This is a genomic window from Streptomyces sp. NPDC058678, from assembly GCF_042714835.1.
Lineage (GTDB): Bacteria > Actinomycetota > Actinomycetes > Streptomycetales > Streptomycetaceae > Streptomyces.
The window spans coordinates 56,159-72,942 of the sequence record NZ_JBHXSG010000021.1; the positions used below are offsets into that span (position 1 = coordinate 56,159).

The following is a 16,784-nucleotide window of genomic DNA, read 5'->3' on the forward strand; positions in this document are numbered from 1 at the left end:
GCCCTAGAACAGGAGTGCCCATGCCGCAGATCACCGTCGACTACTCCGCCGTGATGGCGCCCGCCTTCGACCGGACCGGTTTCGCCGAGGCGCTGCACTCGGCGACGGTCGAGATCGCCGCGGCGAAGCCGGAGGCGTGCAAGACGCAGTTCCGTCGCAGCGAGTACACGCTGGTCGGCTTCGAGGAGGGGCACGCGGTCGTCCACGTCACGATCGGCCTGCTCGCCGGACGCACCGACGAGACCAAGGCGCGACTGACCGAGACCGTCGTGGCACTGCTGCACAAGCATGTGAAGGACGACGGCTTCGCCCTGCACGCCACCGCCGAGGTCCGCGACCTGGACCCCTCGTACCGCAAGCTGGAACGCTAGGGGGACTCAGGAGGCCAGTGTGGTCAGCCGGGTGGCCAGGTCGGTGAACGGCCCGTCGGCCGGCTCGTCCCGGAACATGTGCCGCATCAGCGCGGCCATCTCCTCGTCGTATGCGGCGCTCACGGCGGCCAGCGCGGCGAAGTCGTGCACGAGCTGCACCTCCAGCTCGCCGCGCGGGATGCGCCGGCCGTCCAGCCAGATCAGCGCGGTCGACTCGGCGAGCGAGATCCAGGAGCGGATGACCAGCTCCAGTCGCGCGGGTGGGTTCTCCACCCGCAGATGCGAAACGATCTGGTCATACGCGGCCTGCCGCACGGAGTCGATGAGCGCGTTCGTCGCCGACGAGCCGACGGCCGGGCCGCCGCGCATCAACGCCGAGAAACCCGGCCCGTGATCGTCGACGAAGTCGAAGAACCGGCGCATCACCCGCAGCAGCCGGGCCCCCAGCGGACCATCCCGCGGTTCGACGAACCGGCTCGCCAGATCCTCCGACGCACGCTTCAACGCCGCCTCGTACAGGCTGAGTTTGCCGGGGAAGTAGTGGTAGACCAGCGGGCGCGAGATGCCGGCGGCCGCCGCTATCTCGTCGATGGAGACCTCGTCGGGCGAACGACGGCTGAACAGTTCGAGGGCGACGCCGATCAACTGCTGCCGCCGCTCCTCGACACCCATTCTGCGGCGTACCCCGATAGTCATACGAACACCTTACCGATCGGATCCGGCCCCGAACGGACCGGACGGGCCAGCGGTGTTCACATATCCGCCACAAAACGATCACTTCGAGCAGGTGCAGCGCGTGGGTCTCCGCTAGCGCAGAGCGCCGATCGACCGTCCGCTGTCCAGCTTCCCCGTCAGGCCGGCCTGGGACCCCTGCTTCGTCCTCACGGCCAGCAGGTTGTCCTGGGCGGACCCGCGGACGCCGCCCGTCGTCGTGATCGACGCGGTGTCACGGCTGCCCGCCGCCAGCAGGTACCAGGAGCCCGCCTCCGACTTCCACAGCACCCCGGCCAGCACATGGGGGTCGCGCGGGCCGCAGGCCGGTACGTTCTCGGCCTTCGCCGCCACCGCCCCGTACGGTCCGCCCGGCGTGCGGAACTGCGCCAGTACGCGTGTGCCGCCGCCCCGCCAGGTCTCGGCGCGGGTGCACACCCACGAGGCCGAGCCGCTCGCGTCGGGCAGCGGCTGGGTGGCGTACGCCCAGGCATTCACGGACCGCACGCCCTGTGAGCGCACGGCGCCCAGGGAGCAGGCGAAGGGTGCCCAGGTGCGCAGCGCCGCCGCGCCGGACGCGTCGTGTGTCGAGCCCGGACGCCCGGTGGTGAGGCGGGCCGGGACCAGTTCGCCGAGGTCGGTCGACAGGCGGGTACGGGAGCCGTCCGTCAGCTGGAGCACGTTCCACGAGGTGCACGCGCCGGTCTGCTGGGCGGAGCCGACCAGCGGCGAGGTGACGCCGTCGGTCACCGTCAGCTTCATCGCACGGGCGCCCGGCTTCCGCAGGTCGCGCCCGGCGGCCTTCTTCACCCAAGGGGCGGTCAGATAGCGGACGTTGCCGTCGGCCCGGCCCAGCACCACCGCGTTCGCCTCGGCACGGGTCGCGCCGTCGACCCGCGCGAAGTCGAGGGCGGCGCCCTTCGTGGTGTCCTTCGGCTCGGCGTACCGGGCGATGCGCAGACCGTCGTGGAGGATCACCACGCGCGCGTTGTCGACGTTCCCGGCGTACAGCAGTTGCGGCGGGCCGGCCGGGCCGCCCGACGGGGTGCCCGGGGTGGCGGAGAGCTGGACGCTCTCGCCGGGGCGGGCCCAGACGGCGAGAGCGCGACGCAACAGCGCCTTGTCGTCGGTGAGGTCGCCGCGGGCGGGCCACACGGAGAAGTCGGTGCGCGCGGCGGACCGCCACGCGGTGGCCGCGACCTTGGTCAACCGGGCAGGGTCGAGGGCCGCCTGGGCCGCCGCATTCTGCGAGTACGGCGGGGCCGCGGCGCCGTCGGGGGCCCAGCCGTCGCCGGGCAGGCCGAGCAGCGCCCCGCACACGGCGACGGCCGCCACGGCGGCGAGCGCGGCCTTCGTGTGCCGGCGGCGCCGCATCAGGTCGGTGGGCCGCGCCTGCAGCGAACAGGGGTCGAACTCGGGGGAGTCGAGCAGCGCGTACTGCGCGGCGACCTCGTCGGCCTCGCTCAGCGCGCTGTCCACCTCGTCGACGCCCGCGGCCGTCAGCACCTCGCGTACGGCGCCGTCCGGGAGCTTCTCCAGGCCGCGCAGCACGTACGCGGCGCGGGCCGGTCCGGACAGGGCGGACAGCCGTTGGTCCAGGGCGAGTTCGTCGGCGCCGCCCGAGCGCGGGAAGAGGCGCAGGCCCCACACCTGGGGAAGCAGCGGCGGCAGCTGCGAACGCTTGGGCCACGCCCTGAGCGTCAGCGGCAGACCCGCCTCCAGGGCCGTACGCAGCACCTGGAGCCGGACGAAGGCGTAGCCGGGGTCGCCCTCCCGGCCCGCCGACCGGTCGGAGATCACCGGCGCGGGTGTCCGCCCCCGGGGCAGGGCGCGCTGGGTGAGTGCGTGCGCGGTCAGGACACGCCGGTTGCGGCCGAGGCCCGGCGGCAGCACCAGATAGGCGAGGCGGACGAGCCGGGGGTAGTGCTCGACGAGCGCTGCCTCGGCCTGCTCGACGTCGACGAGCGGGTCGGACGACGAGGAAGCGGCGGCGGAGCCGGAGCCGGGTGCGGGGCGCGGGGCGACATCCTGTGACTGCACGTTCAGCAGAACGAGCGAATCGGTGGTTGGTCACCGGCACCCCGGGTGACTCAATCCTCCGGATGGACCAGGGCCCGCGCGTAGTTCGCCATCGACCGCTGGTAACGCGGCAGATGGGGTGCGAGGGCGCCCAGGACGAGGGAGAGGCCCTCGCGGTCACGGCCGAGACTCGACAGACACAGGGCGAGCGTCGCGCGTACCGCGTCGTCCAGCTCGTCAGAGGGGCCGTCCAGTTCGGGCGTCAGCAGCTTGACGGCCTCCTCCGCCCGCCCGGTGTTCCGCAGGGAACTGGACAGCTGGATCTTGGCGCGCCGCCCCTTGTAGCCGTCGAGACCGCGCGCGAGCGCCTCCAGGTACAGCGGAACGGCCTTGTCCGAGTGACCTGTGGAGTCCCAGGCGCAGGCCTGCTCGAAGGGGCCGAGCGGGCTGTCCGCCGGGAGCTCGGCGACGAGGGCGTCGATCACCGCGCGGAAGTCGGCGTCCGCAGCGGAGCTGCTGATCGATGCGGTCTCTTCCGCGTAGTCGTCGAAGGTGGCCCACGCGGCGGTCACGCGATCTTCCCAGTCCTGGTTCACCGGGACACTTTCGCACGGGTGTGCCGCTAGGGGCACTCGATTTGAGCGCTGCGTGCTCCCGAGCCGTATCGAAGGGGACGGGCCCCTCGCCGGGGCCGGCTGAGGCATGGTCTGATGCATGCGACCGGAGGAACAGATGAGGGTGACCCGACCGAAGCTCGCGCTGACCGGCGCGGCGCTGGTGCTTGCGCTGACGGGCTGCGGATCCGGCGGCGAGAAGGCGGCCGCGGTGCCGGAGACGGCGACCGGCAGCCTGGAGCACCTGGCCGCCGAGGCGAAGTGCGATCCGAACATGCAGACGGACGCGGACACGATCCGCCAGGCCATCTGCAAGAACCCCGACGGCAAGTTCGTCCTCGCCACGTTCTCCACCGACCGCGGTCAGGCTGAGTGGCTGACCGGGGCGAAGGACTACGGCGGCTACTACCTCGTCGGACGCAAGTGGGTCGCTGTCGGCGAGGAGAAGACCGTCGCGGCGCTGCGCGGCCGGCTCGGCGGGACCATGGAGGAGGGGTCCGCGCACATGAACCCCGGTGGCAGTCACAACAGTCACACCAGCTGACCGCGCGGGTTCGGGGGCAGCCGAAAGCCGGCGGTGGGAGATCCCACCGCCGGCTTCCTGTTTGGTCAGTGCCGGATTGCTAGCAGGTCACTGGCAGTCCTGACCGCTGTTGATGCATTCGACCATCTGGTTCATCACGCCCTCGTCGAAGAAGTTGATGAAGTCGTTGTGGTCGGTGATCGGCTTGTGCAGCTGGTCCGGGAAGGAGTCGACCGCGAACGGGTTCACGACCTGTCCGTTCTCGATCTGCGGGGCCGGAACGTCGTAGACCAGACGGACCTGGAGCTGGGGGATGGCCTGGAAACCGTTGGAGCAGGTGCCGTCCGCCTCGACGAAGTCCACGTGGGTGCGGTGGTTGGCACTGTCGATGTTCTGGCCGTCCCAGCAGCTCTGGAAGAAGGACGTCCGTACCACCGAGCTGCCCTCGGGGCAGATCGGGTACTTGTCCGTCAGCTGTCGGTCCTCGAAGCCGGTGCAGCTCCAGTTCGTGTTGGCGTTGTTGAGGCCGTTCACGAACGACTTGGCGTCACCGGTGATGATGCGCAGGGCCGTCGGCATCGCTACGACATCGCTCGTCTTGTTGCCGACGAACTTCAGCTGCGCCTCGCTGGCCTGCTGGATCGTGCCGACGTTGCCGTCCTGACCGCCACCGGCGGCGTTCGCGTCGATGTCGTCCTGACCGTCCTGCACACGCAGCACCGGCCAGAAGTACGACGACTTGTCGCCCTGGTTCTGGCAGGTGGTCTCGGCCGCCGCCAGGTCCTCGTCGCTCGCGAACGCGTCGTTGCTCTGGTTGCCGACGTAGTCGTGCTGGTGCTGCGCACCATTGCTGACACCGGGAGCGACGATCACGTTGTCCGAGTTGCGGTTCTCGTTCTCGTTGGTGCCACAGCTCGTGGTGAAGGTGCCCGTGGAACCGGAGTCCCCGTTCGCGGGGAGCCCGTTGCCGTTCACGCCCTGCGGGCCGCCGTTCGGCTGGACGGTGGTGATGTCCTGGAAGTCGGCCGCCACCGGGCCGTTGCCGCCCTGACCGCCGTTGCCGTCCTGACCGCCGTTGTCCTGGCCCTGGTCCTGGCCGTTGTCCTGGCCCTGGTCGCCACCCTGGTCCTGACCGTCGTTGTTCTGGTCCTGACCGTCGTTGTTCTGGCCCCCGCCCTCGCCGTCGACGACCTCCGGCTGGTCGGCCACCACGCCTTCGCACTCGGCGAGCTGGTCGATCCCCTGCGGAGCTTGGCCGCCCACCCGCTTGATGTTGATGTTGATCCGGTCGAGGGTGGCAACCCGCTTGGACTTCAGCGGGCCGAGAATGGCGTTGTTGACGAAGCCGGTGTCCCCCGCTTGGGCCTGGCGCGTATCCGCGAGGCGCTTGTAGGCCTCCGTGACCTGCTGGTCGAGCAGCGCCAGCTCCTTGTCGACACCCGCCCGAGCCTTGTCCGGCACATCGGTGAGCTGTTGCCCGACATCCGGGCAGTCGATCGTCGCAACCTGCGCGGCGGCGGCCTTGGTCTGGTTCCGGGCCCCGTCCTCCTCGTGCGCCGAGGCATAGAAGTTGGCCCAGATCAGCCCGCCCCCACCGAGCGCTAGGGCAGCCGTTCCGGCGATGGCCTTGGTGGCCAGCGGCATACGGCGTTTTCTTGTGTTGCGTCCCATGGAACTCCTCTGACTTCCTTGCGGGGCATTCGAGGCGCCCGACAGGAGTGAAGCGGCGCCCCTGAATACGGAAGGAGTCCCACGGATGTTCAGCCGTCCCAGAAATTGGTGAGAGATGCGCGAGACAATTCGGTTTCAACTGCCCCGGTAACACCAGGAGTTGTTGATCCCTCACAGGAGGTGCCCGAGCGGGGTCCCTCTTTCAGCGGCCGTGGTCGAGATATGCGAGAACCGCCAGAACGCGGCGGTTGTCGTCGTCCGACACCTCCAGGCCCAGTTTGGCGAAGATGTTGGCGGTGTGCTTGGCGATCGCCCGTTCCGTGACCACGAGCCTGGCCGCGATCGCCGCGTTGGTGCGGCCCTGCGCCATCAGTTCCAGCACCTCGCGTTCGCGGGGCGTGAGCCGGGCCAGCGGCTGGTCGTCGGCCGCCCGCCGGGACAGCAACTGCTGGATCACCTGCGGATCCATCGCCGTACCGCCCGCCGCGACCCGTCGTACGGCGTCCACGAACTGCTCCGCGTCGAACACCCGGTCCTTGAGCAGATAGCCGACTCCGCCGCTGCCGTCGGCGAGCAGCTCACGCGCGTACAACTGCTCCACGTGCTGCGACAGGACCAGCACCGGCAGGCCGGGTCTGTCCCGGCGGGCGGTCAGCGCGCACTGCAACCCCTCGTCCGTGTGCGTCGGCGGCAGTCGTACGTCGACCACCGCCACGTCCGGCTGCAGCTCGGCCAGTGCGGCGGCCAGCTCCGGTCCGCTCTCGACGGCCGCGGCGATCTCGAAGTCGTGGGCCTGCAGGAGGCGGACGAGTCCGTCGCGCAGCAGGAACAGGTCTTCGGCTAGGACAACGCGCAAGGGATCTCCATGGTGACCATGGTGGGGCCGCCCGCGGGACTGCTGACGGCCAGGACGCCGTCGAATGTACCCAGTCGCCGCTCGACTCCGGCGAGTCCCGAACCGGCCCCGATCACCGCGCCGCCCCTGCCGTTGTCGGTCACCGAGATCCGCAGCATGCCCCCGTCTTCCGCGACGTGATGCAGGTCGACCCAGATCCGGTCGGCGTCCGCGTACTTGACCGCGTTGGTGAGGACCTCGCTGACCGCGAAGTACGCGGCCGACTCGACGGGCTCGTCCGCCCGGCCGGGCAGGTCCACCTCCACCTCGGTCGCCACGGGCATCCGCAGCGCCAACGCCCGTACGGCGTCGCCCAGTCCGCGCTCGGCGAGTACCGGCGGATGGATGCCGCGCACCAGGTCGCGCAGCTCGGTGAGGGCGTCCACGGACGACTGGCGGGTCTGCGCGAGCAACTTCCGTGCCTGCTCGGGGTCCTTGTCCAGCAGCATGTCGATGGTGCCGAGATCCATGCCCATCGCGACCAGCCGGGCCTGTGCACCGTCGTGCAGGTCCCGCTCGATGCGCCGCAGTTCGGCGGCGGAGGTGTCGACGGCGTCGCGCCGGGTCTCGGTCAGGACCCGTACCCGCTCGGCCAGTTGGCCCTGGTTGGAGGCGAGGACCGCCCGGGTGAGCCGGAAGTGCGCCTCCAGCAGCCGCGGGGTGAGGAAGTGGGCGAAGAAGAGGAGGACGAGACCCAGGGCCGCGGCGGCGAAGGCGGTGGCCTGGCCGGAGACGGGCACGAACCCGTACCAGTACCCGTCCGGGAAGACCCGCCACAACCCGGCCGCCAGCGCGAACCCCTCCAGCGGGTAGAAGAGCAGCACGGCCGGCAGCAGCGCGGTGAAGAACCCCGCCGTCATGTCGACCGGCAGCCACCTCAGGTCCCGCCAGGTCGCCGGATCACGGAGCATCCCGAAGGTACGCGCCCAGGGGTTGGCGTCCTTCGGGACCGGCCGGTACGCCGACGGGATCCGCACCCCGCACCACTGAGCCGCCAGCACCCGCCGCCAGTCCGCGAAGGCCCGCACGCCGGTCAGCACCCAGGGTGTCGTGACGATCCCGACCCCGATCGGTATCAGCGCGATCGACACCAGGGAGAGGGTGAAACAGAGCACCGCCCCCGGCAGCAGCACCAGCGCCAGCCCGAGCCCCCGTACCGCCGCCCGCCCCACGCCCCGCACCCTGGCCCGGTCGGTGTCGCCGCTCTTCGTCTCGATGGTCGTCATGGCGTCAGTCTGGCCGAGCTGGAGGCGGGGGTCACTGGGGCTGGGCGGCCGGTCAGGGGTGTTGCCAGATACACCGTTCCTGCGGACTGAGCAGGAGTGAGTCCGATCAGCCGCACGCCCCGAACGGTCTTGGGCGCTCCCCCACTGCCTTAAGGGCGTGGGGGTACCCCCAGGTCCCCGGCGTACTCGACCCCGGGGCAGCGACACGGATCCCGTCCGTGGTCCGATCCCGGGACCCGGTTCCCTCACGACCTGGCCAGATGGGTACAGCCAGAGGCGACGGGGAGGCCCCGAACCAACCCTCACCCCGCGCCCGCGCCCCAACCCCGGCCCGCGCCCGCGCCCTACCTGCGGCCCGTGCCCTAACCCCGGCTCGCGCTCTCGCTCGTCGCCAGTACCTTCGCCTCCAGCTCCGGATCGAGTCCCACCGTCGGCCGGTCGGGTCGCTGTGGTGCCGTGCCGCCGATGCTTCGTAGCCACGTCCAGGTGTCCGCCACGGTTTCGGCGACCGGACGGCTGCGCAGGCCCGTCCCGATCGCCCGGGAGACGTCCGCGCTGTGCAGGGCCGCGTGTCCCTCGCTGTCCGGCGGCAGCCACACCGGCAGGTGGAGCCACGGCTCGATGCCCGCGTCGAGCACGACGTCCGGGTCGGTCCAGCGCAACTCGGCGGCCCCGCCGGTGACGTCCACGCAGGCGTCGAGGAGCGTGCCCATGGTGGCGTGCCCCGAGGGGCTCACGATGTCGTACGGTCCGCTCGCCTGTCGCTCCACCGAGTCGACGGTCCATTGCGCGAGGTCACGGACGTCGACGTACTGGATGGGGAGGTCACGCGGCCCGGGCGCGAGGACGGGTCCGCCGCGGGCCATCCGGGTCAGCCACCACGGCAGCCGGCCGATGTTCTCGTACGGCCCGAGGATCAGCCCGGCCCGTACGAGCAGGGAGCGGTCCGCGCCGAAGGCCTCGACGGCGGCCAGCTCGCCGCCCCGCTTGTCCCGGGCGTAGTCGCTCTGGTCGGCGTCGGCCGAGGCACCCTCCACCAGGGGCGCGTCCTCGCCGTGTCCGGCGCCTCGCGGCCAGGCGTACACCGAGCAGCTCGACACGTACACGTACCGCTCGGCGCGGCCCCGCAGCAGCCGCGCCGAGTCACGCACCACACGCGGCGCGGCCGACCAGGTGTCGACGACCACGTCCCACTCGCCCTCCGCGAGGGCGGCGAGCCCGTCGGGCGCGGTGCGGTCACCGTGCAGCGACCGCACGCCTGTCGGAGGCTCGTGCCGCCCCCGGTGGAAGACGGTCACCTCCCAGCCGCGCCCGAGGGCCGCCTCGACGACGGCCCGTCCCACGAACTCCGTACCGCCCAGCATCAGAAGTCTCATGCCGGGATCGTGCCCGGTGCAGCGGCGGGAGGGAACCCGGATCTGCCGTCGGCAGAGGGGAACCGGGGGAGGGGCTCAGCGCCCGGTCGGCGGGGCGTACTTGTAGCCGACCCGGCGCACCGTCTGGATCGCCTGGCGGTTCTCGGAGCCCAGCTTGCGGCGCAGCCGGGCGATGTGGACGTCGACCGTGCGGCCGTCGCCGACATGGCCGTACCCCCACACCGTGGTGACCAACTGGTCGCGGGTGTGCACCCGGTGGGGGTGGGTCACCAGATGTGCGAGAAGCTCGAACTCCAGGTAGGTGAGGTCGAGTGCGCGCCCGTTCACCGCGGCCGTGCGCTGCACGGTGTCGATGCGGACGAGCGGGTCGCCGGCGTCGGCGCCCGGCGTACCGGTCTCCGGCGCGTCCGGCACCGCCACCGGCAGGAACGGCGGCTGCTGGTCGGCCGGGACCAGCACCAGGTAGCCGATCATCGGCGGCCGGCCCGGCAGGGTGGGGAGGGTGTGCTGGGGAGCGGGCAGCCAGGTGGCGCCCGGCGGCAGGAACTCCGCGACGTCGATCACCTCGTCCCGGTCGACGGCGCGCAGACGATGACGCGAACCGTTGGGGGAGGGAAGGGCGGCGGGGGAGAGAGAACGAGTGGTCGCCATGAGAGGTCAGCTCTTTCGCGCGAGAGATTCGTCAGGAAGGTCGACGGTCCCGAGTTCGTGGTCGGGTTCGTCGAGGGGACCTACGTCGTTTCGCGCCGGCCGAAGACCGGGGTGGACGGCTTTAGAGGGCCGGCGCGTTCATCGCGCGGCAACACACCCGGTCGAAGTCGTGGTGCTGACGGGAAGGCCAGAACGGCTCGAGGTCATGGCGACCCGTCGCGGTGTGGTTCTGGAAGCTGGCCATGGCCCCATTGAAGCAGACACGGGCCCGCAACAGGAGCCTTCTCTCACTGCTTGGACGCGCGCCTGACGTGAACTCGCTCGCGTCGGCCTCACCCCACCAGGCGTTTGCGCCAGGTCAGGGGCGTGACGTCGATCGCCTTGTCCGGATCGCCGTCCCACTGTGCGGACAGCCCGGCCGCGCCGAGCGCCGCGACGACGTCGTGTCCGACGGCTTTCGTGGTCTTCGCCGAGTCGTCGAACCCGCCGTAGTGGAGCGTGAGTCCGTGCCCCTGCGCGGCACCGCGGGTGCACTGGTGGTGGAAGAAGACGAAGCCCCGGGCCCCTTCCGTGCCGTCCGCCTCCCCGCCGATCTCCGCCATGCCGCAGCTGCGGCAGCAGGTGAAGTTCTCGCGGGCGACGATGCCTTTGTCCTCCAGCGCCGCGAAGGCCTGTTCCAGCCGGTCCGGGTCGGTCGGGCCGGCCCACGTCTTCTGCTCCTCGACCCGCTCCAGCCACAGCCGTTCCACGATCCGGCGCGCCTGGGCCGGGGACAGGGGCGGCTCGGCAGCCCGGTCCTGCACCAGATGGACCGTCTCCTGGATGAGCTTCTCGATGCCGAGGTAGCCGTCGTCGAGCATCTCGCGGACATACCCCTCGGCCCGCGCCGCGAGCTCCGGACCGGGCGCGGGCACCTCCTGCGGCGGTGACAGCTCGTCGCGCAGCCAGGTGACCCCGGCGTCCCAGTCCGCCTCCTCGCGCGCCCAGCGCGTCATCACGTCGGCGACGAGGTCCGGGTCCGTCACCTCGGTGATCCACATGTACGGCACGGATCCCGTGCGGTGCTGGAACTGGTACACCCCGCCCCGTTCGTGGGCGACCTGGATGAAGACCCCCGGCCGGTCAGGTATCCGCTGCACGACGAGGAAGTGGTCGTCCTCGCCGCCGATGCGGTGCACCAGCTCTCTCAGCCGCGGCGCCGAAGTCCGGGCGTGCGTCTGCCAGTTCTCCGTCTTGACCTTGATCGCAAGGCCCCCGTCGATCTCCATGGCAGCGCACGATACGCGGAAGGGGCGCCCGCCGAGATGGCGGGCGCCCCTTCCGGGAAGCAGCGGTGATCAGACCTGGCCGGCCTTCTCCAGAGCGGAGCAGCAGGTGTCGACGATCAGGCGCGTCACCAGGTACGGGTCGACGTTCGCGTTCGGACGGCGGTCCTCGATGTAGCCCTTGCCGTCCTTCTCGACCTGCCACGGGATACGGACCGAGGCGCCACGGTTGGAGACACCGTAGGAGTACTCGTTCCACGGGGCGGTCTCGTGCAGACCGGTCAGGCGGTCGTCGATGCCGGCGCCGTAGTTCTTGACGTGGTCGAGCGGCTTCGAGCCCTCGCCCAGCGACTCGCACGCGGTGATGATCGCGTCGTAACCCTCGCGCATCGCCTTCGTGGAGAAGTTGGTGTGCGCACCGGCGCCGTTCCAGTCGCCCTTCACCGGCTTCGGGTCCAGCGTCGCGGCGACGCCGAAGTCCTCGGCGGTGCGGTAGAGCAGCCAGCGGGCGATCCACAGGTGGTCGGAGACCTCCAGCGGGGAGACCGGGCCGACCTGGAACTCCCACTGGCCGGGCATGACCTCGGCGTTGATGCCGGAGATCGCGAGACCCGCCTTCAGGCAGTTCTCCAGGTGGGCCTCGACGATGTCACGGCCGAAGATCTCGTCGGCGCCGACACCGCAGTAGTAACCGCCCTGCGGGGCCGGGAAGCCGCCCTTGGGGAAGCCCAGCGGGTAGCCGTCCTTGAAGAACGTGTACTCCTGCTCGATGCCGAAGATCGGCTCCTGGGAGGCGAACTTCTCGGCGACCTCGACCAGCGCGGCACGGGTGTTCGACTCGTGCGGCGTCATGTCGATGTTGAGGACCTCGCACATGACGAGGATGTCGTCGCCGCCGCGGATCGGGTCGGGGCAGGAGAAGACCGGCTTGAGGACACGGTCCGAGGCGTGGCCCTCGGCCTGGTTCGTGGACGACCCGTCGAAGCCCCAGATCCCCAGCTCGGCACCCTTGGCGTCGTCGGCCAGTATCTTCGTCTTGGAACGGAGCTTTGCCGTCGGCTGGGTGCCGTCGATCCAGATGTACTCAGCCTTGAAGGTCACGGGCCACTTCCTTCGGGGGTGTGTCTAGACGCACTTGCGGGTGCTGCGGCGCTGCGGCACTGGGGCACCGCTTTCGATGCCAGGCAGCCTGTCAACAGGCGATTTCCCGGTCATTGCTCGAATGTGAACCCCGTGTTACCTGGTGGTGCTGTGTCGCGACTCACGCTGTGAGGGTCCTCGCAGCGCGGGGAGTGGCGCGCGGAGCGAGTGGGAAAGACGCACGAAAGGGAGCGCGGGGGCGGCTCGTATGCGATGGGGTTGCCGCCGGGGTGCGGGGGCATGCAAGGTCACGGACATGCCGGTCCCGCCGCCCCTGGCCGGGGGCGGCGGGACCGGTGACACGTACGGTTACCGGCGTCCTGACATCACCCCACCTTCTCGATCACAGCCCGGCGGATCAGGAACTTGCCGGGCTCCCGTACCTGTTCGAAGGCCGCGTTGTTGAGCAGGACACAGCTGCCCGAGACCGAGGTGACCTCCACGGTCGTGGACTTGTTGTTGTCCAGGTTGGTGACCTTCAGTTTCGTCCCGGCCGGGAACTGGTTGCTGGACGCGGCCGGGGCACCGGCCTCGCCGGACAGGGTGACGGTCGAGCCGTTGCACACCTGCTCACCCGAGGCGTCCTGTGCGGGCGGCGTGCTCTGGGCGGGTGGCGCGGATTCTGCGGGTGACGCGGTCTGGGCGGGTGGCGTGGTCTGGGCCGGCTGTTGCGCCTGGGAGTCCTGAGCCGACTCCCCGACGACGCACCCGGACGCCTCCTGCTGAACCTTGATCTGCGCGATGACGGCCTCGCGGTTGGCGATCCGGGCCTCGGACTGCGCGTCCGGGGCGGCCCGCTGGCCGTCGACGAACCGCTGGTTGTTGCCGAGAGCGGTGGCGAGACCCTGGCAGACGGTCGACTCGGCGGCCGTCTGCGGGGACTGCGCGGCGTTCGAGGTGGCCGCCATGACGAAGGCGCCGCCTCCCGCCACCGTCGCGGCACTCGCCAGCAGCGCGAGCTTCTTCTTCGTGCTGAGCGTTCTCCTGCGCGACATGCGCGGCTCCTGAGAGGTAGGGGAGCGTACGCAGCTATGTACGAGATACCGAACGACGGTACTCAGCGGTTTACAGGAGTCACCAACGTGGTGCGCGTCACACCGCTGTCAGTCGGTGCCCTGCTCGTGCGCCACCACCGTGTCGTTGACATGTTGGAGCAACCCCTCGGTCAGGCGCGTGAGTTCGTCCTCCCCGGTCTCCGCCCCGTCACCCCACTGCCCGTTCGCGAACACGACCGAGCGCACGGTCATCAGCCGCCGGAAGACCCCCGCCGAACCGGGCGGCACGGTCGGCAGCCCCGCCTCGGGCGGCGGGTCGAGCGAGACCACCTGATACGTCACCGGGTCCATCGAGGCCATCGTGAAGACCGCCGAGGCGTCCTCCACACGCCGGAAACTCAGCACGCTGACCGTCACCTGCGACCGCTGTTCGGTGTCCGTGAACAGTGCCGCCGTCAACCGGACGCATCCCTCGCCCTGTTCGAGCAGCGCGGCCAGCTCCGGTGACGTGCCGCGGGCGCAGTCGGTGGTGGTGGCGAGGTCGACGCGGTGGTGCCGGGACCCGTCCCGCAGGCGCACGTTCTGCTCCGGAAAGGCCTGCTCGGGCCGGATGACGGGCCGCGCGAGCAGGGAGGGCAGGGCGGCCGGGGCGTCGGAGGGGAGGGCGGCGGTGACGGACGGGACGGGGGCGCCGGTGGCCGTGGTCGCCGACGTCAGTGGGGCGGCTGTGGCCGCCTCGCCGTCGCCGTCGTCCGCGTACAGCACCGCGCCCGCGACGATCGTGGCCACGAGGACGACGCCCGTGCCGGCGGCGACCGCGCGCCGGGTGCGGCGTCTTCTGCGTATGTGCTCCTGTTCGGCCACCCAGGGGGCGTACGGGTCGGAGGTGTGCGGCATTCCTTGATCACCGAAGGTCATGGCGGCGGAGGGTAACAGCGCCGGCCCCCTGAACTCCCGCCGCCGGACAAACCGTCGACTAGCGGGACAAGGCGTCGCGTACGGCCTCGTCGGTGCGGGCCACCACCGCCGTACCGTCGTCCGCGGTGATGATCGGGCGCTGGATCAGCTTGGGATGCTCGGCGAGTGCGGTGATCCAGCGGTCGCGCGAAGTGTCGTCCCGGGGCCACTCCTTGAGGCCGAGCTCCTTCGCGGCGGCCTCCTGGGTGCGGGTGATGTCCCAGGGTTCGAGGCCGAGGCGGTCGAGGACGTCCCGGATCTCGTCCTCCTTCGGAACGTCCTCCAGATAGCGGCGGACGGTGTAGTCCGCGCCCTCCGCGTCGAGCAGCGTGAGCGCGCTGCGGCACTTCGAACAGGCCGGGTTGATCCAGATCTCCATACGGTCCACGGTACGCGAAAACCCGTCTTCCACCTGTGTCACAGCGCCCCCTGCAGCCCTTTGGCCAGGGGCTTTTGTCAGTGCCGGGCAGTAGAATAGAAGCAGTGTTCGAGGGTGTCGCCGGGGTGTCGAGATCTCCGGGGGGACGCCCTGACCGCGACAGGAGGATGCCTGTGCCCGCTGCCGCACTGAAGCCGAAGCCGTTGCCCACCCAGTCCACCGCGAAGCGCCCCGTGCTGCTCGACTTGCCGTACGCGCCCGTGGAGAAGCGCCCGCTGCCGCCGGGGCGGCCGCGGGAGTGGTACGTCAGTCACAACCGCCGACTCAAGGCCATGCGCCTGGCGATCGCCCTGCTCGACTCGGGCGTGTTCGTGCCCAACCAGGCCCGCAACGAGACGATACGGAGCGCGGCGGAGACGATCGGCGTCCACCCGCCGTCGGACACGACGTGCCACATGGTGCGGGCGCTGATGCGTTACTCGCGGTGAGCGTCCGGCGCCGGGTGCCCTGTGTCTGTACGGGGGCATCCGGCGCCGGTGCGCACGCCTGCTGGGGGCTCCGCCGACAGACCCCCGCGCCTGTGCCCCACCCACCACCCGACTCGGTCGGGCAAGGAGTGACCCTCGCCCCCGGTGGTGGCCCTGAGTGAACCGGCCCGCGCCGAACTAGCCCGCCTACGCCGACAACTCCTTCTCCAGCGGCGTCCGGAACCGTGGCGTCACCCTCGTCGCCCCCACCCACCCCCGCAACCGCTCCGCCTCCACCGCGATCGCCGCCTCCGCGTCGCGTCCCAACCCGTCCGTGTCCAGCAACCGCCACACGATCTCCCCGTCCGCCCGCTGGGCCCACCCGCCCACCACCCGGCCGTTCCACCACACCGTCGGCCCCACGTTGCCGCTGTAGTCGAACAACGCGGGGCGCAACTCCGGGGCCAAATACCAGTCCCGCCGCTGCCAGCCCATCGCCGTCGGATCGATCGCCGGCAGCAGCGCGGCCCAGGGTTCGGCGGGCTCCGCCACCGGCTCGGCGTCGCCGTCGACGACGTACCCCACGCCCTCGTCCAGGGACACCGGCCGCGCCCCGATCGCCGCCAACGCCCGGCGGACGTCCGTGACTTTCCACCCCGTCCACCACTTCAGGTCGGCCTCCGTGGCCGGTCCGCACGCGGCGAGCCAGTGCCCGAGCAGTGCTGCCTGGGCCCGGGACGCGTCCAGTTCGGGGTGGGCGGGGGCCACCGCCCAGCGGAACTGGCTGGACGTCCAGGAGCCGAGCGGCCGGCCCCGCACCACCTTGCCCTCGACGCCCAGCACCCGCAACAGACGGGTCGAGACGGTGTGGACGCCCTCGTAGTTCTTCCCGGCCGCGTACACGAACTGCTCCCGCAGGCGCCGCTCGTCCTCGGCGAGTTCCGTCGCCGTCGCCTGTCCGCGCCGCGCCAGCGCGGCCAGCGCGGACTCCTCGACCTCCTTCAGCCAGGCCGCGTCCGGCGCCCCGGCCGCCGCCATGTCCTTCAGCAGCGCGGCCCGCTCCCGCGCGGCGACCGTGAGACCGGTGGAGGCGTGCACCACAGCGGTCAGGTCCGTCGGGAACACGAAGACCGTGTGCCGCATGCCGTGCATACGGACCAGCGCGCGGTCCTCGTACAGGGCCCGTCCGGTCTCCGGCACCGTCCTGGCCGGGTCCGCGAGCCGCGCGCCCACCGCCAGGTACACCGTCGCCGGGTCCGATCCGTGCAGGGCGACCAGGGAGCGGGCGACCTCCTCCGGACTCCCCGCCCGGGCCGCCCCGGCCAGCCGGTGCCGCAGCGCGAGCCGTGCCCGCCGCTCCGCCACGCCGATGTACCGCTCCTCGTCACCCATGCCGGCATCCTCCCGGACGGCACTGACAATCGGGCCCCGCCGAGGCGCGGACGCCGTCACCCGATTGCCGTACTCGGCATGCGTACGCCCCCCTGCCGGGCCTTCACTGCGATCAGGAGGTGACGGAAACCA

At 71.1% G+C, this 16,784-nt stretch carries 17 protein-coding genes; 3 read left to right on the top strand and 14 right to left on the bottom strand.

Annotation, left to right across the window (positions count from 1 at the left end):
• Nucleotides 1–20 precede the first annotated feature (20 nt).
• Entirely contained in the window at nucleotides 21–371 is a 351-nt protein-coding gene (locus ACFWWR_RS20415; RefSeq protein ID WP_383872070.1) for a 5-carboxymethyl-2-hydroxymuconate Delta-isomerase, read from the top strand.
• A 6-nt stretch (nucleotides 372–377) separates the two neighbouring features.
• On the opposite strand, the gene ACFWWR_RS20420 is transcribed toward ACFWWR_RS20415, so the two are convergent.
• From ACFWWR_RS20420 to ACFWWR_RS20430, 3 genes are all read right to left on the bottom strand, one after another.
• Complete coding sequence (locus ACFWWR_RS20420) at nucleotides 378–1,067, bottom strand: TetR/AcrR family transcriptional regulator (RefSeq protein ID WP_383872072.1); 690 nt, start codon at nucleotides 1,065–1,067, stop codon at nucleotides 378–380.
• Nucleotides 1,068–1,178: 111 nt separating this feature from the next.
• Nucleotides 1,179–3,122 (bottom strand): hypothetical protein, encoded by a 1,944-nt coding sequence (locus tag ACFWWR_RS20425; RefSeq protein WP_383872074.1) that lies wholly within the window; start codon nucleotides 3,120–3,122, stop codon nucleotides 1,179–1,181.
• A gap of 50 nt (nucleotides 3,123–3,172) precedes the next feature.
• A complete protein-coding gene (locus ACFWWR_RS20430) occupies nucleotides 3,173–3,697 on the bottom strand; it encodes a tetratricopeptide repeat protein (RefSeq protein ID WP_384304600.1) in 525 nt (174 codons plus the stop codon).
• Nucleotides 3,698–3,833: 136 nt separating this feature from the next.
• On the opposite strand from ACFWWR_RS20430, the gene ACFWWR_RS20435 reads away from it, so the two are divergent.
• A complete protein-coding gene (locus ACFWWR_RS20435) occupies nucleotides 3,834–4,259 on the top strand; it encodes a hypothetical protein (RefSeq protein ID WP_383872080.1) in 426 nt (141 codons plus the stop codon).
• Nucleotides 4,260–4,346: 87 nt separating this feature from the next.
• Here ACFWWR_RS20435 and ACFWWR_RS20440 read toward each other — a convergent pair whose 3' ends face one another.
• From ACFWWR_RS20440 to ACFWWR_RS20485, 10 genes are all read right to left on the bottom strand, one after another.
• On the bottom strand, nucleotides 4,347–5,909 hold the full coding sequence (locus ACFWWR_RS20440; protein ID WP_383872083.1) for a DUF1996 domain-containing protein: 1,563 nt from the start codon (nucleotides 5,907–5,909) through the stop codon (nucleotides 4,347–4,349).
• A 202-nt stretch (nucleotides 5,910–6,111) separates the two neighbouring features.
• Nucleotides 6,112–6,765, bottom strand: a complete 654-nt coding sequence (locus ACFWWR_RS20445; RefSeq protein WP_383872086.1) for a LuxR C-terminal-related transcriptional regulator — start codon at nucleotides 6,763–6,765, stop codon at nucleotides 6,112–6,114.
• Nucleotides 6,750–8,030: a sensor histidine kinase gene (locus ACFWWR_RS20450; protein WP_383872088.1), complete on the bottom strand. Its 1,281-nt coding sequence runs from the start codon at nucleotides 8,028–8,030 to the stop codon at nucleotides 6,750–6,752. The genes ACFWWR_RS20445 and ACFWWR_RS20450 overlap by 16 nt, the downstream gene beginning before the upstream one ends.
• Nucleotides 8,031–8,392: 362 nt before the next feature.
• Nucleotides 8,393–9,406: an SDR family oxidoreductase gene (locus ACFWWR_RS20455; RefSeq protein ID WP_383872091.1), complete on the bottom strand. Its 1,014-nt coding sequence runs from the start codon at nucleotides 9,404–9,406 to the stop codon at nucleotides 8,393–8,395.
• Nucleotides 9,407–9,481: 75 nt separating this feature from the next.
• Nucleotides 9,482–10,057: a winged helix-turn-helix domain-containing protein gene (locus ACFWWR_RS20460; RefSeq protein WP_383872094.1), complete on the bottom strand. Its 576-nt coding sequence runs from the start codon at nucleotides 10,055–10,057 to the stop codon at nucleotides 9,482–9,484.
• Nucleotides 10,058–10,389: 332 nt separating this feature from the next.
• The gene (locus tag ACFWWR_RS20465; RefSeq protein ID WP_384304602.1) at nucleotides 10,390–11,325 is read right to left on the bottom strand and encodes a DUF6891 domain-containing protein; all 936 of its coding nucleotides are present in this window, start codon (nucleotides 11,323–11,325) and stop codon (nucleotides 10,390–10,392) included.
• Between the two features lie 69 nt (nucleotides 11,326–11,394).
• A complete protein-coding gene (gene glnII / locus ACFWWR_RS20470) occupies nucleotides 11,395–12,423 on the bottom strand; it encodes a glutamine synthetase (protein WP_383872100.1) in 1,029 nt (342 codons plus the stop codon).
• Between the two features lie 365 nt (nucleotides 12,424–12,788).
• Entirely contained in the window at nucleotides 12,789–13,457 is a 669-nt protein-coding gene (locus tag ACFWWR_RS20475) for a hypothetical protein (RefSeq protein WP_384304605.1), read from the bottom strand.
• A 108-nt stretch (nucleotides 13,458–13,565) separates the two neighbouring features.
• Nucleotides 13,566–14,375, bottom strand: a complete 810-nt coding sequence (locus tag ACFWWR_RS20480; protein ID WP_383872105.1) for a hypothetical protein — start codon at nucleotides 14,373–14,375, stop codon at nucleotides 13,566–13,568.
• Nucleotides 14,376–14,433: 58 nt separating this feature from the next.
• Nucleotides 14,434–14,793, bottom strand: a complete 360-nt coding sequence (locus ACFWWR_RS20485) for an arsenate reductase family protein (protein ID WP_217237128.1) — start codon at nucleotides 14,791–14,793, stop codon at nucleotides 14,434–14,436.
• Between the two features lie 173 nt (nucleotides 14,794–14,966).
• Between ACFWWR_RS20485 and ACFWWR_RS20490 the strand changes: the two genes are divergently transcribed.
• Nucleotides 14,967–15,281 (top strand): hypothetical protein, encoded by a 315-nt coding sequence (locus ACFWWR_RS20490; RefSeq protein ID WP_383872110.1) that lies wholly within the window; start codon nucleotides 14,967–14,969, stop codon nucleotides 15,279–15,281.
• Nucleotides 15,282–15,467: 186 nt separating this feature from the next.
• On the opposite strand, the gene ACFWWR_RS20495 is transcribed toward ACFWWR_RS20490, so the two are convergent.
• Nucleotides 15,468–16,652, bottom strand: coding sequence for a winged helix DNA-binding domain-containing protein (locus ACFWWR_RS20495; RefSeq protein ID WP_384304608.1), 1,185 nt, complete (start codon nucleotides 16,650–16,652; stop codon nucleotides 15,468–15,470).
• Between the last annotated feature and the right edge of the window lie 132 nt (nucleotides 16,653–16,784).

Bases quoted from the DNA above. Each gene is read 5' to 3' on its own strand.
- ACFWWR_RS20450 (WP_383872088.1), bottom strand. From the start codon at position 8,030: ATGACGACCATCGAGACGAAGAGCGGCGACACCGACCGGGCCAGGGTG.
- ACFWWR_RS20480 (WP_383872105.1), bottom strand. From the start codon at position 14,375: ATGACCTTCGGTGATCAAGGAATGCCGCACACCTCCGACCCGTACGCC.
- ACFWWR_RS20475 (WP_384304605.1), bottom strand. From the start codon at position 13,457: ATGTCGCGCAGGAGAACGCTCAGCACGAAGAAGAAGCTCGCGCTGCTG.
- ACFWWR_RS20495 (WP_384304608.1), bottom strand. From the start codon at position 16,652: ATGGGTGACGAGGAGCGGTACATCGGCGTGGCGGAGCGGCGGGCACGG.
- ACFWWR_RS20420 (WP_383872072.1), bottom strand. From the start codon at position 1,067: ATGACTATCGGGGTACGCCGCAGAATGGGTGTCGAGGAGCGGCGGCAG.
- ACFWWR_RS20440 (WP_383872083.1), bottom strand. From the start codon at position 5,909: ATGGGACGCAACACAAGAAAACGCCGTATGCCGCTGGCCACCAAGGCC.
- ACFWWR_RS20485 (WP_217237128.1), bottom strand. From the start codon at position 14,793: ATGGAGATCTGGATCAACCCGGCCTGTTCGAAGTGCCGCAGCGCGCTC.
- ACFWWR_RS20435 (WP_383872080.1), top strand. From the start codon at position 3,834: ATGAGGGTGACCCGACCGAAGCTCGCGCTGACCGGCGCGGCGCTGGTG.
- ACFWWR_RS20455 (WP_383872091.1), bottom strand. From the start codon at position 9,406: ATGAGACTTCTGATGCTGGGCGGTACGGAGTTCGTGGGACGGGCCGTC.
- ACFWWR_RS20465 (WP_384304602.1), bottom strand. From the start codon at position 11,325: ATGGAGATCGACGGGGGCCTTGCGATCAAGGTCAAGACGGAGAACTGG.
- ACFWWR_RS20460 (WP_383872094.1), bottom strand. From the start codon at position 10,057: ATGGCGACCACTCGTTCTCTCTCCCCCGCCGCCCTTCCCTCCCCCAAC.
- ACFWWR_RS20415 (WP_383872070.1), top strand. From the start codon at position 21: ATGCCGCAGATCACCGTCGACTACTCCGCCGTGATGGCGCCCGCCTTC.